This window comes from Synechococcales cyanobacterium T60_A2020_003 (assembly GCA_015272205.1).
Taxonomy (GTDB): Bacteria; Cyanobacteriota; Cyanobacteriia; order RECH01; family RECH01; genus JACYMB01.
Genome location: JACYMB010000226.1, coordinates 1 through 14087, shown reverse-complemented (window position 1 = coordinate 14087; position 14087 = coordinate 1). Strand labels below are relative to the sequence as shown.

The following is a 14087-nucleotide window of genomic DNA, read 5'->3' as shown; positions in this document are numbered from 1 at the left end:
TTGGTTTACCTCGATGCTGCTTATAATCTTAGCAATCATCTCTTAGCAGACCAGTACTCCCCCTTGCCCCCATCTGTAACCGGATTTTTTGGAATTGGTATAACTGGGTATACGCTGAAGATAAAGGAACAGATGAGGGATAACGAGATGAGCACCGTCCTGGATTTATCGCCCATCATGCAACTGACCCGTGAGCAGTTTTATGAACTGTGCAGGGCAAATCGCGACATTCCGTTAGAACGATCGCCTAAAGGAGAGTTGATTATTGTGTCACCTGTGGGGGGAGAAAGTGGCAACCAGGAAGCCAAACTGATCATCAAAGTGGGCGTGTGGAATGAGCAGACGGGGCTGGGCGTGGTGTTTAGCTCGTCTACTATTTTTAGCTTGCCGGGTGGGGGCGATCGCTCTCCGGATGTGGCTTGGGTGCGGCGCAATCGCTGGGACGCCCTAACACCAGAACAACGAGAAACGTTTCCGCCGATTTGTCCTGATTTTGTGATTGAACTGCGATCGAGGAGCGATCACCTGTCCCCGCTACAAGCAAAGATGCAGGAATATCTCGATAGCGGTCTGCGGTTGGGATGGTTGATTAATCCCCAGGATCAGCAGGTGGAGATTTACCGTCCTGGACAGTCGGTAGAGGTGGTCGATATGCCTGCGGTGTTGTCGGGGGAGGAAACGCTACCGGGCTTCTCGTTAGAGGTCGAAGCATAGGAAATCAGGAGGGTGCCGTTCGACTCTTCAATTGAGAGAGGTGGGCGATCGCACCAGAATGATCATATGATGGCAGCGTATTGAATTGCTCAGTAATATATGTTAGTAACTTGAGCAGGTTTGTCAATCGACTAAATATTATAAAGATGCTGCTCTTAAATTAATCTTTAGAGATCAAAGATTCGCCTCCAATGCTAACTTCTAGAGAACGATAGGCCAAAATGAGAGAGGTTTTAGTTATCCTCAATAAAATTTTGCACTGATAAGTAGAGAGTCCTAACTAAACGTAGCTCTGGAACCTAGAAAGCTCGGTATACCGTTCTCAGGACATCGTTTAATTCAGGTTACCCACTTATTAGCACAGTCAACCTATCAGACTCACTCAGAAAAGAAAAGGAAAAGCATAGTAGATTCATTCAATGCTTTTATTGCCAAGCGAGTTGAAAATATTTCCTTTGAAGATTTGCTTTCGAATATAAAGCATGGACGAAAACTGCCAGATGAGCTGATCAAGCCTAGATTAAAAGAGAATTTATCCTTATTAATAGATGCACTTGTAGGCTCTAATTCCTTTGACTCTTCTACAAGGATTGTAAATTCGTTGACTACAGTTGCTGAGTACTTGAATATCGATCAATGGCATACCGTTTTAGACGCTTTTTTGACAATGATCAGATATATCAATCGCGTACTTGTTGTGTAGCATTTGAGGCATTACTCAAACGACTTTTAGAATTTAATAACTTTGTGAAACCTGATTTACTCACCTTTCGGGAGAAACTTAATAGTCTCAATACTAGAAATATGTACAGTAAGAATCAAATTAGTAGCTTAAGAGATTTTCTAAGTTCATCGGATCATTGAAAGGCTTGTATTCTGAGCTATGCCACCACGACTCTTGGTGATCGAGGTCGTCAGGCCTGGTGAATTGCAGCGCAGCTAGGATGGAGATACCGACATCGAAAGCGATATATTTCAGGATAGCGCGAAAGGGCGATCGCCCCTAATTCGGCAAAACCTCAGCAAAAGTGATTATCCTGAGAGAAGAAGCATATGTGTGGGGCGATCGCATGAAATCAGGTTGGCGTGTTGGATCTATATTTGGCATTCCGCTAATGCTCGATCCATCCTGGTTTTTCATCTTAATAGCGGTGACCTATGTATACGGGGTAACCTGGCAAGACCTGGAGTGGGGGCAAAACATCGCCTGGATCGCTGGATTTGTCATGGCCCTCGCCCTCTTTGGGTCGGTACTCCTTCATGAACTGGGGCATAGCGTCGTTGCCCTATCCCAAGGTATTCGGGTCAACTCCATTACCCTATTCCTATTTGGCGGCATTGCCTCCATTGATCGAGAATCCAAAACACCGGGACAAGCGTTTCAGGTGGCGATCGCAGGCCCTGCGGTCAGTTTCAGCCTATTTGTGATTCTCTTCCTGCTGCAAAACGTGGTGCGCTGGTCAGACCCGTTGACCACCATCGTGCAAGACTTAGCCAATATCAACTTGGTGCTGGCTCTATTTAATATGATTCCTGGTCTGCCCCTAGACGGTGGCCAAGTGCTCAAAGCGGCCATTTGGAAAGCAACGGGCGATCGCTTCAGAGGGGTGCGCTGGGCGGCGAAGGTGGGGCAAACCCTCGGCTGGATGGCGATCATTATCGGTGTGGTTCTATTTTTCCGCTTTGGCGCATTCGATGCCCTGTGGATTGCCCTCTTAGGTTGGTTCGGGGTGCGGAACGCCAACGCCTACAGTAGCCTTACCAACGTTCAGGAAGCCCTGCTCACCATCAAAGCCGCTGATGCCATGACCCGTGACTTTCGCGTGGTAGACGCCGCTTGGACGCTGCGCGAGTTTGCGGAACACCACCTCATCCATGAAGCGCCACCGACGACCTACTATGCAGCCTCCAACGGTCGTTATCGAGGAATGGTGTCTGTTGATGTGTTGCGGGAAACCGATCGCAACCTGTGGGATAGCCGCACCCTCAACGATATTGCTGAGCCGTTAGACAACCTTCCCTCGATTCTCGAAACGGCATCCCTAGCCGAGGTTGTGCGCGATCTGGACGAGAAAAATACAAAACACCTAACGGTGCTGTCGCCTGCAGGTGCGGTATCCGGTGTGATCGATCGCGGCGATGTGGTGCAGGCGATCGCCGAAAAGATGCGGGTGTTGATTCCGAAACGCATGATTCAGCAGATTAAAGAAGAGGGCACCTATCCCGCCGGACTCCCCCTAGATGCGATCGCCAAGTCGGCACTGGATTAGAATCAATCGATTGTGCATACGCGCCAGTTTCTGTGGGCACTCTTAATATAGAGTCAGTCTAAGCGTTTTGCCCTAGAACATAGCTTGATGAGATGGGTGTTGCATGAAGCTAAGCGAGTTGCCAATCAGCCAAAACCGCTCTCCAATTCTGCGTAAACTTCTCCAGTGGTTTAATCTACGCCCAGAGGAAGCTGCCCGAACATTGCTAATGTTCCTGTTTTATACCTCGACCTCCGTCGGGATGCTGTGGTTTGAAGTCAGTACCGCAGCCCTCTTCATTGGGGAGTATGGAGCCGATTCCTTACCGTGGATTTACATTGCCAGTGCTGGAATTGGCACGGGACTAGGCTTTCTCTATTCCTGGATGCAAAAGGTCTTACCGCTCCGCTCCGTCATCGTCTTGATTGGACTCCTGATGGCGCTGCCCCTGCCCCTATTTTGGTTCGGGCTGAATACGGCAGTCATGTTCACCTATGCCATATTTTTGATGCGCCTTTGGGTAGAGGCGCTGTATGTGCTTAGCGAACTCAATACCTCCATCACTGCCAACCAGCTTTTCAATATTCGGGAAATTAAGCGTACCTTTCCCCTCGTCAGTAGCGGCATTTTGATGGCCGATGTCTTAAGCGGATTTTCCCTGCCCCTACTGCGATCGCTGATTGGATTAGAAAATTTAGTGCTGCTGGCCTGTCTGATGATGATCATGGGAGCCGGCGTCCTCTTCTACATCAGTCGTCATTATCGTCAGTCGTTTCCAGATATTAGCCGTCGCCGCAGTCAAGACACCCATAGCGATGCAGAGTTTAGTAAAAAGCGCCAAATTCATGGCCCGATTCAGAAATACGTGGTTCTGGTCGTCACCTTCTTTGTGATGCTGCAAGTGCTGCTGTTGCTGATTGACTTTGAGTATCTCAGCCAGCTTGAACAGAGCCTCACGCAGAACTTGAATGTGGACGTTGAAGATATTGCAGATTTCTTGGCGGTCTTTAGCGGCGTACTCGGCATGTTTGAACTGCTCATGCAGTGGTTTGTCTCAAGTCGGGTCGTCGAGCGCATGGGCGTTTTTTCCGTCGCCATGATTCCTCCTTCATCTACAGCTACACTGGCGTTCTTAGCCTTACTCGTTCTGCGGCAACCGATTCTGTTTTGGGTCATTATTCTGCTGAAGTTTGTCGATGAGTTATTGCGGTATACCCTGGTTGCCAGTACCAGCCCTATCCTGTTTCAACCGATTCCTGAACGGGCTAGAGGTGGCGTCCAGTCAATGGTGCGCGGCATGGCGGAACCTATTGCGATTGGCTTAACAGGGGCCGGCATGCTGCTGCTGCTATCGATGGTGCGGATGGCGTTTCCAAGCCTCAGCAATATCGGCTTTTTCAATATCCAAAATGGTCTATTTCTCTCGATCATTGCGATCGCCTCTATGGTGTGGCTGTGGACGGTATGGCAACTGCGATCGCAGTACACCAATCTCCTGGTGCTAGGGGCTGAGTGGGGACAGTTGGGATCGTTCTCGGATATTGACCTGAATGCTTTTCAGGATGCGCTGGTGAGGGTGTTGCAAGAGCCAAGACCGGAGGCAGATAAGCAGTCCTGTATTGAACTATTGACCCACCTCAACCCCAGAGGAGCCGGAGATGTGTTGATGCCGCTGTTGCCGACTCTATCTCCCACGTTGCAGCGTCAAAGCTTAAACGCGATGGTTCTCCATCCCAACGCGGCTCACCTTGGCGCAATGCGATCGCTGGTTGAGCGTCATGCCTTACCCCCCGATGTGCTGGCTGTTGCGCTTCGATATATCTGGATTACGGACGCCACTCCAAATACGGCAGAGCTACGCGCCTACCTCAAACCCGATGTGGCACCAGTAGTACGCGGCACAGCAGCCTCCCTTCTTCTCCGCCACGGTGATCCTAAGGAAAAGGCAAAAGCAACGGATGTGGTACGCCGAATGCTGATTAATCCGGATGAGCAAGAGCGGGTGATGGGCTGCCGTGCCCTGGGAGAGGCGTTATATATGCAGTCGTTGCGATTGTACATCAAACCGCTGTTGCAGGATGAATCGCTGCGGGTGCGTCGGGCGATGCTGGATGCGATCGCCGCCACTCATTCGGAAGAGTTCTATCCGGTTTTGGTACGGGCGTTGTACTACAAATCCACTCGTGAAGCTGCCATGCGTGCCCTGGTGCGCTTAGAAAACGATGCGATTCCACTGCTATTGGCGATCGCCGAAGATATTCACAAACCAGATACGGTGCGAAATGCCGCATGGTCAGCCCTGGGCAAGATCCAGACCATTGAAGCCATGGATGCCCTGGTGACTCGGTTGATGACCGCATGGGGCAACACGCGACGAACGATTCTCCGCATTTTGTTGAAGTACCCCCATGAAGCGGGCATTGAAGCGGTCATAGACACCTTGGGACGCCCGGGGCTGGAAATGTTCATCGACCAAGAGCTGATGTTTATGGGGCATGCCTATGCCGCCATTGTTGATTTTCAATCGGCACGCCTAGAAGGAGGCACAGCCGATTTGTTAGTGAGTGCCCTCAAGGATGTAGATGCAGACGCCAAGGAGAGACTCTTTTTATTGATGCGATTTCTCTATAAATCGGATACGATTCAGGCGGCAGCGTTCAATTTGGAATCGACATCTACGGCCAGCATTGCCCAAGGCTTAGAAATTCTAGATAACACGATCGATATTCCCAACAAGTCTATTTTGCTCAATATGCTGGAGCGGCAAAACAACCGGGACAAACTCCAGGCTTTGAGCGAGATTTATCAGTATGTTCCCCTGTCCGCCAGTGAGCGGCTACGGGCTCTGCTAGAGTTGCGGCATTTTCTATCTGATTGGGCCTTAGCCTGCTGTTTTCAGTTAGCCTATCAACAGCGCTGGCGACTTCACCCTGATCATGCAATTTCGGGCATTCGCCACCCGACGGGATATGTCCGCGAAGCAGCGATGGTCTATCTTCACGCGGCATCGCCGCGAACCTTCAACGATCTTTATCCAACCCTATGTCAAGACCCAAATCCTGTTGTGTCTGCCCTTGCGGAAAGGCTGTTTCGCTCTATCCATAACCGATCAAACCTGGCGAACAGCAACGATTCGCTATCTATTTCTCGAACTAATCCTGCCTGAGCGATCGCTCTATCTGCTCTGTCGTATTCCAAGATACATACTATCCCCCCTTACTGTCGAAAAAACGCCATTCCACCCTCGTTTCGATAAGATGGTGGATATCCCAAAGAGATTCCTGATGTCACGCCTGACGCAACCATGATAACCAGTGTTGATCGCCTGCTTTTTGTCCGAAAGGTGTCGCTCTTTAACGAACTGCGCGATGATTTTTTGGTGCGACTGGCCTCGATTATGGACGAACTGGGATTTCCCGCAGGGCACACGATTTTCACCCACGGGCAGGAAGGGCAGTCCCTCTATATCATCGTCTCCGGTCGGGTCAAGGTTCACATTGGTGATCGCGTTCTAGCAGAATTGGGAACGGGAAGCTGTTTTGGCGAAATGGCTGTATTTGACTCGGAACCCCGTTCAGCCTCGGTCACCACCCTAGAACCGTGTGACTGCCTCACGTTGACGCAGCAGCAGCTCTATGAGGCTATTGACGAGACCCCTGGAATTGCTGTAAACATTATTCGCCTGCTGTCGCGCCGGATTCGGGAACTAAATTTGAAAAATAGCGAAGCCCAGGCCGAGCCAGACAAACCGGCATCCGTTGCTCCCTCGCAAAACGGTCATCGCTATCCCATCCTCAGTGCGCGCGCCACCAACACCCGCGCCTCCCGCCGATCAGAGTATCGGGTCAATTAATATTCGCAACGTTGGAATCTAAACCGTTCTGAGCGATCGCTATATAATGGGTGATCGCACCACCGGAGAAAACTATGCATCGTTTGGCTGCTATGCCGGGAGGCTGGGATCCCAACGCTGAGGGAGTTGTCTTTATTGAGCAAACTCCCGGGGATATCGTGATTTTGACTGCTGCCGATACGGATATTCAAACCCTCGCAGCGGCCTGTGTCCAGCTACCCAACCCGTTTCCCACGGTGCGGGTCGCCAACCTCCTCAATCTTCAGCAACAGCTCACCATCGACACCTACGCCGATGAGGTGCTGAGCAAAGCCAAGATCATTGTGTTGCGGATTCTGGGGGGACGATCCTACTGGAGCTATGGCCTAGAGGTGGTAAAAGAGATTGTTGAACAAACCCAGGCGGCCTTGATCGTCCTGCCAGGGGACGATCGCCCTGATCCCGATTTGATGAGCCATTCCACGGTCTCTTTGGCAACAGTCAACCGAGTCTGGCAGTACTGGACAGAGGGAGGAATTGATAATGCAGCCAACGCATTGCGCTATTTGGCAACGACCTGTTTAGGGTTAGACTATTCACCTGCTCCCCCTGCAACCGTTCCAAGAGTGGGGATCTATTCGTCTCCTGAGCGTGCAAACGCCTCATCTACATCTGCTGCCCCATTCGCGATCGCACCTGGAGCAGCGATTCTGTTCTACCGAGCCCATTACCTATCGGGAAATACAGAACCGATCGATGCTCTTTGTAGTGCTCTACGTCAGCGCCATCTAACGCCGATTCCAATCTTTGTGTCGTCGCTGCGAGAACCGGACGTCCAGGCGGAACTCTTGGCACTGTGGCGATCGCCCGACCTGCCGCAAATCGAGATTCTCTTAAATGCCACCAGTTTTTCCGTGGCTCGGTTGGATACGGAATCCCCTCAGGTGGATCTGTGGCGATCGCTCAATGTGCCTGTACTTCAAGTGATTCTGAGTGGGGGGACAGAAGCCCAGTGGCAGGCGCAGTGGCGAGGTCTATCCCCGCGCGATATGGCGATGAATGTGGCGTTACCGGAAGTAGACGGACGCATTATTACCCGTGCCATTTCCTTCAAAACCGTTCAACAGCGTCACGAAGCTCTCGAAACCGATGTCGTGACCTATCAATCCGTAGGCGATCGCGTCTCTTTTGTGGCCGATCTGGCAGCCAATTGGGTGCGATTGCGTCAAACGCCAACGACAGAACGTCGAGTGGCGCTAATTTTAGCGAACTACCCAACGCGAGATGGACGCTTAGCCAATGGAGTCGGTTTAGACACGCCCGCAAGCTGTATCCACATTCTCAATGCTTTACGAGAGGCAGGATACACCGTTGGCGATATCCCTGAAACGGGCGACGACCTGATCCGCCAACTCACCAGTGGACAGACGAATGATCCCCACAGCCACAGTCGCGTTGTGCATCAGGTACTCTCGGAAAGCGACTATCAAGGCTATTTCTCGCAGATCCCGTCCCAGGTTCAGAAAGGAATGGGCGATCGCTGGGGAACCCCAAAACCTCAATCTCACCAGGCAGGTCAATTTCCTATCCCCGGACTTCAGTTTGGCAATGTCTTTGTCGGCATCCAACCCGCGCGGGGCTATGATCACGACCCATCTTTGAACTATCACGCCCCTGACCTAGAACCGACCCACGACTATCTAGCCTTCTACCACTGGCTACGTCAGGCGTTTAACGCTCATGCGATTGTCCATGTCGGCAAGCATGGGAATCTGGAATGGCTCCCCGGAAAAAGTGTGGCACTATCGCCAGAGTGCTATCCTGAAGTGGCTCTAGGCGCAATTCCCCATCTCTATCCCTTCATTGTCAACGATCCGGGCGAGGGTTCCCAGGCCAAGCGACGTGCCCAAGCCGTGATTATTGACCACCTCACCCCACCCTTAACCCGTGCTGAACTCTATTCCTCCCTTTCCCAACTGGAAGCCCTAATTGATGAGTATTACGAAGCTCAGAGCCTCGATCCCTCCCGCTTGACCGTGATCCGCGATCGCATCCTCCAACTCGCCACCCAAGACCATCTCTCTCAAGATTTGGGATATGGGTCTACGCCGACTGACATCGACATCGCAGAGTTTGTGAGTCGGGCGGATAGCTATCTCTGCGAACTCAAAGAAGCTCAAATTCGGGATGGACTCCATATCTTTGGACAGTGCCCAGACGAGCGGCAGTTGCGCGATCTGATGATGGCGATCGCCCGTCATCCTGGCGCAGGTCGAGTGGGGCTGACCCGGGCGATCGCTCAGGATTGGGGAGTATCTTTTGATCCCTTAGCGGATGATTTGGGTCAGGTGCTATCAGAGGGCGATCGCGCTCCTTCAGCATTAGCGCACTGCCGAACAGTGGGCGATGCGGTGGAGGTTTTGGAAGACATCGCAGCCCAGTGGATTGATCAGATGCTAGAGACTCAGACCGTTCCCACTCTCTCCCTACCCAAAACCTACCGTGAACTGCAATGGATGGGCGATCGCCTCTTACCCAACCTCCAAAAAACAACGCAAGAAATAGACTATCTCTTAAAGGGTCTATCGGGGGGCTATGTGCCTAGTGGGGCGTCCGGTGCGCCGACACGGGGACGAGCGGAAGTGTTACCCACGGGTCGCAATTTCTTTTCCGTAGACATTCGCGCCATTCCCACGGAAAGTGCCTGGGATGTGGGGCGCAAAGCCGCAGAAGCCCTGATCGAACGCTACACTCAAGAGCATGGAGAATATCCTAAAACCCTCGGTCTCTCCATTTGGGGCACCTCCACCATGCGGACAGGGGGTGACGATATTGCTGAAGCGCTAGCCCTCCTGGGTGTCCGTCCAGTGTGGGATGGAGTAGCGCGGCGGGTGGTGGATATCGAAGTGCTGCCTGTTGAACTGTTAGGCCGTCCCAGAGTGGATGTAACCTTGCGGATATCGGGCTTTTTCCGAGACGCTTTCCCCAATTTAATCGATCTCTTTGATCGCGCCATTGCTGCGGTGGAATCCTTGCCAGAATCAGCAGAACATAATCCCCTTTCGGCTCAGATCGAAAAAGAGACTCTAGCTTGGCAAGCAGAAGGACTGTCCCTTGAGCAGGCTAAAGAGCGATCGCGCTATCGGATCTTTGGCTCAAAACCGGGAGCCTACGGTGCTGGTCTCCAGGGTCTCATTGAATCGCAGCATTGGGAAACGGATGATGACCTCGCCCAAGCCTATCTGAACTGGAGCAGCTATGCCTACACCGGGCAAGGGGAAGGGCGATCGGCCTCTGAAGCCTTTGAATCTCGTCTTCGTAACCTCCAGATTGTGCTGCACAACCAGGACAACCGCGAACATGATCTCCTGGATTCCGATGACTATTATCAGTTCCAGGGGGGACTGACGGCAGCAGTGCGATCGCTCACAGGCAAAAATCCAGAGGTCTATTTTGGCGATCACTCCTTGCCCGAACGTCCCAGAATCCGCCGTTTGCAAGAAGAAATTGCCAGGGTCTATCGCTCACGGGTCGTCAATCCCAAATGGATTGATGGAGTCATGCGCCACGGCTATAAGGGAGCCTTTGAAATGGCCGCCACCGTAGACTATCTCTTTGCCTACAGCGCCACCACTCAAACCGTCCCTGGCTATATGTACGAAGGCGTTGCCCAAGCCTATTTGTTGGACGCTGACGTGCAGGCATTCATCCAAACTAGCAATCCCTGGGCACTGCGCGACATGGCTGAACGACTGCTAGAAGCCCACCAACGGGGACTCTGGGAACAGCCACAAACTGAGACCCTAGAAGCACTACGGGCGATCGCCCTTGAAGCTGACGCCCAGATTGAGGGAGCCGGACTATAACCAGGCTCCCCAAGCATCGATGGGGGCAAGCCGTGGACGCGATCGCCGCAATAGAACCCTACGCGGCCTTCTGTAGTTGAGACTGCTCCTCCAGCAAAAATTGCTCAAGCTGAGCCTCAATCTGGTCTTTCACGATTTGGCGATACTCCAAAAAGTGTTCGTTAATCGCACAGATCGACAGATAGTGATCCCACACGCGAGGATTATGACGCAGAATGCCCAGGAAATTTCGCCAAAAGACCCAACGACTCTTCCGCATTACGCCCTGCCGCCAACATACGATCAGTAACGCACGGATGCTCGCCCAACTCACTTTCCGCAGCGAACTCTTATGCCGAGGAGTCCCGAGTTTTAGGAAATGCCGATAGGTACGGTTCGCGTAGTTGACCGGATCGTAGAGTTCCCAAAATGCGTCTATATACTCACGGGCAATATCTTCTACGGGACGGGTCGGCACAAAGTTCATCAATGTGGTTTGGTTAATATTGCCACTCCCCCGAAGACGTCCCTCTTTCTCAAGACGATGCCACAATGCCGTATCTGGTAAAGCCTGCAACATGCTAAAGAATGCGGTAGGAATCGCTGTTTTTTCCACAAATCGAACAATGCGATCGCCCGCTCCGGTCTTTTCTCCATCAAATCCAATAATGAATCCGGCCATCACTCGCAGACCAGACTCAATAATTTTATCCACGGATTCCGATAGAGAGTCCCGCGTATTTTGAAACTTCTGGGTTAGCGTCAAACTCTCTTCGTCTGGCGTTTCAATACCCAAAAAGACGGCATTAAAGTTGCAGTCCACCATCAATTCCATGAGTTCTGGATCATTAGCGAGATCCACAGAAGCCTCCGTGTTGAAGTGGAAGGGATAATCCCGCTCGGCCATCCAGCCCTTGAGATCTTTCAGCAACAGCTTAACGTTGCGCTTATTACCAATAAAGTTATCGTCTACAAGGAAAATGGTTCGTCGCCACCCCAACTCGTAGAGTCGATCTAGTTCAGCTAAGAACTGCTGCGGCGTTTTCGTTCGGGGCTTACGTCCATACAACACAATGATGTCGCAAAACTCGCACTGAAACGGACAACCGCGCGAAAACTGCACCGACATATTGTCATAGGCGTTAAAGTTAAGGAGTTCAAACCGGGGAACCGGGGTCTCGGTTACCGAAGGCTTCTCGCCATTGGCGCGGAAAACTCCCTCAGTTTCTCCACGGGCGATCGCCTCTACGAACATCGGCAGCGTAATTTCACCCTCATCAAGAATCAGGTAATCCGCACCCGCTTCTTCCGCTTCATGGGGCAGTGCTGTCGCGTAAGGGCCACCCACCGCAACTCGTTTTCCACGTTTCTTGGCCGCACGGATTTGGTCTAGAAAATCTTCTTTTTGGACAATCATGGCAGACAAAATCACCAAATCTGCCCATTCCCAATCCGATTCACTGACCTCATCCACATTGCGATCGACTAGCCGAAATTCCCAATCTTGGGGCAGAATAGCCGCCACAGTTGCCAAACCCAAGGGAGGTAGGAGTGCTTTACGATCAACCAGCTCAAGCGCTTTTTCAAACGACCAAAAGCTTTTTGGAAACAGCGGATACAACAACAACACGCGCATTCTAAATCTCGCTCCCATTAACGAACACAACTTAAAACAACGATGGTAAAGATCTGCTTAGTTCGTTTGTTTCGTTTGTGATGAGCTTAGCACGGTATTTTCGTGGATGACCTTTCCCTAGCAAAATCCTTCTGCGCCAATCGATTATCAATTCAGACGTTGCTTTGCTAGATATATTCATCAGACGGTTGGGCAAAGCTGAGTCGAGTAGGGGGGACGTTAATGCCCTCAACAGACTCCATGCAAACGTTCACCAATCGCTTCAAAGAGCGGACGCAGCGACGGGTTGGGATTCATGCAGTCTTGCTGTAATTGCCGCAATTGATACATCTGTTCAGCCTGAGCAATCAAATCCACCTCTGTGCAGCGGTCAAGCATATCTTCAAGCAAACATCCAAAGGCTCGTACTTCTAAACGCTCGCAAGCCTGCGCGAGTTCCCCATTGCGCGGATCATAAAACGAGGCTGCACCAAAGTCTCCAAGCAGGCAATCTCCGGTTTCGGTAATCAGAGTGTTATGGGGATAAAGATCGCCATGCATAATGCCCTGCTGATGGAGATGGGCAGCGACCGACGCAACCCCCTTCACTGTGGTCAGGATGGTCGATAGTGTGAAAGATAGATCTGCGGGATAGGTATCACGGGTGCAGCTTTGAAGACTAGGTGGGTTACCCAGATTCCCATAGTGCGGAGGAATCAGGGAAAAGATCAGTCCTTCCTGGCTATTCGGAGCGTTGCCCAGCTTACCCAGGACTTGTACCAAATTCTGATGAGAACCCGCTTCAATACAGGCTCGCATTTCATCCGCAGGCAGACCATCGCTAGTGACATCGCCTTTGAACACTTTGACGGCCACCTCTTCAACGCGATCCTGAGTCTTCCAGGTTGCCTTGTAAATTACGCCAGATGCCCCTTCCCCTAAAACGTCGCCAAGGGTGAGATCGGACCAATTAACCACCGGGAGCGATCGCCCTACACTGATTGGGACAGATGGCCTCTGGTGCGGAGTCGCAGTACAGAAAGGATTACCCGAATACGCTAACCACGATAATCGGGGCAAGGTAAATAGCCACGTGGGCAGTTCAGTAAGCCGATTCGCGGCCAGACGAATCAGTTCTAGGCTCTGACAGGCGGCCAGTTCTTCAGGCAGTGTTTGCAGCCGATTTCCCGCCAACATAAGCTTCTGAAGCTGATTTAGATTGCCGATCGAGGCGGGTAGGGTTTCAAGCTGGTTGTCCGTCAGGGTCAGCCAGCGAATCGTAGGCGCAAGGACATGCTCATCAATCTGCTTCAGGCGATTCGCCTTGAAGCTAATCATGTATAGATTCGGACACTGGGTAAGCACCTCTGGAAACACTTCAAAATTATTGTTGTTGAAAAACACAACCTTAAGGTTTTGAAACCGCGCAAAATCATCAGGCAATGTGGAGAGGTGGTTATTGGATAGGTTCAGGACTTCGATTCTGTCTGCAACGTCCAGAATCTCCAACGGAAATTCGGTCAATCCACCGGATAAATCCAGACGCTTGCTGCTCAAAATCTGATCAGGTTGAGGCAAATTCAAGGTTTTCATACAGTGTCCAGGGTGTTGATAAATTCAGAGCAGCATTGAATGATCCGATCACAGCCCATTTTACGGTGAAGTCTGGGAATGCTTGGGGACTTGGTATGTACAGTGTGTGAACATTCCGCGCTTATTGATGAAGGATCTATAACGATTGAGGGAAGGCGTGTTTTGGGAGGCAATCAGGTACGCTACCTGGTTGACTGACAAATCTTTTTTAGTAGGTTGGGTGAAACAACGTGGAACCC

The 14087-nt window shown here is 51.4% G+C and carries 7 protein-coding genes; 5 read left to right on the top strand and 2 right to left on the bottom strand.

From position 1 onward, the window contains the following. Window positions 1-147 precede the first annotated feature (147 nt). The 5 genes from IGR76_11425 to cobN all read left to right on the top strand — a co-directional run bounded on the left by IGR76_11425 (window position 148) and on the right by cobN (window position 10661). Window positions 148-714 (top strand): Uma2 family endonuclease, encoded by a 567-nt coding sequence (locus tag IGR76_11425; protein MBF2079099.1) that lies wholly within the window; start codon window positions 148-150, stop codon window positions 712-714. A gap of 1070 nt (window positions 715-1784) precedes the next feature. Further along, window positions 1785-2984 (top strand): site-2 protease family protein, encoded by a 1200-nt coding sequence (locus tag IGR76_11420; GenBank protein ID MBF2079098.1) that lies wholly within the window; start codon window positions 1785-1787, stop codon window positions 2982-2984. Between the two features lie 103 nt (window positions 2985-3087). Further along, window positions 3088-6129 (top strand): MFS transporter, encoded by a 3042-nt coding sequence (locus IGR76_11415; protein MBF2079097.1) that lies wholly within the window; start codon window positions 3088-3090, stop codon window positions 6127-6129. 138 nt (window positions 6130-6267) lie between these two features. After that, entirely contained in the window at window positions 6268-6816 is a 549-nt protein-coding gene (locus IGR76_11410) for a cyclic nucleotide-binding domain-containing protein (protein ID MBF2079096.1), read from the top strand. Between the two features lie 74 nt (window positions 6817-6890). Continuing rightward, window positions 6891-10661: a cobaltochelatase subunit CobN gene (gene cobN, locus IGR76_11405; protein ID MBF2079095.1), complete on the top strand. Its 3771-nt coding sequence runs from the start codon at window positions 6891-6893 to the stop codon at window positions 10659-10661. Window positions 10662-10719: 58 nt separating this feature from the next. On the opposite strand, the gene IGR76_11400 is transcribed toward cobN, so the two are convergent. Both IGR76_11400 and IGR76_11395 read right to left on the bottom strand, forming a co-directional pair. Then, a complete protein-coding gene (locus IGR76_11400; GenBank protein ID MBF2079094.1) occupies window positions 10720-12276 on the bottom strand; it encodes a DUF4070 domain-containing protein in 1557 nt (518 codons plus the stop codon). A gap of 228 nt (window positions 12277-12504) precedes the next feature. After that, window positions 12505-13848: a serine/threonine-protein kinase gene (locus IGR76_11395; GenBank protein ID MBF2079093.1), complete on the bottom strand. Its 1344-nt coding sequence runs from the start codon at window positions 13846-13848 to the stop codon at window positions 12505-12507. Between the last annotated feature and the right edge of the window lie 239 nt (window positions 13849-14087).

Bases quoted from the DNA above. Each gene is read 5' to 3' on its own strand.
- IGR76_11395 (MBF2079093.1), bottom strand. From the start codon at position 13,848: ATGAAAACCTTGAATTTGCCTCAACCTGATCAGATTTTGAGCAGCAAG.
- IGR76_11415 (MBF2079097.1), top strand. From the start codon at position 3,088: ATGAAGCTAAGCGAGTTGCCAATCAGCCAAAACCGCTCTCCAATTCTG.
- IGR76_11425 (MBF2079099.1), top strand. From the start codon at position 148: ATGAGCACCGTCCTGGATTTATCGCCCATCATGCAACTGACCCGTGAG.
- IGR76_11410 (MBF2079096.1), top strand. From the start codon at position 6,268: ATGATAACCAGTGTTGATCGCCTGCTTTTTGTCCGAAAGGTGTCGCTC.
- cobN (MBF2079095.1), top strand. From the start codon at position 6,891: ATGCATCGTTTGGCTGCTATGCCGGGAGGCTGGGATCCCAACGCTGAG.
- IGR76_11400 (MBF2079094.1), bottom strand. From the start codon at position 12,276: ATGCGCGTGTTGTTGTTGTATCCGCTGTTTCCAAAAAGCTTTTGGTCG.
- IGR76_11420 (MBF2079098.1), top strand. From the start codon at position 1,785: ATGAAATCAGGTTGGCGTGTTGGATCTATATTTGGCATTCCGCTAATG.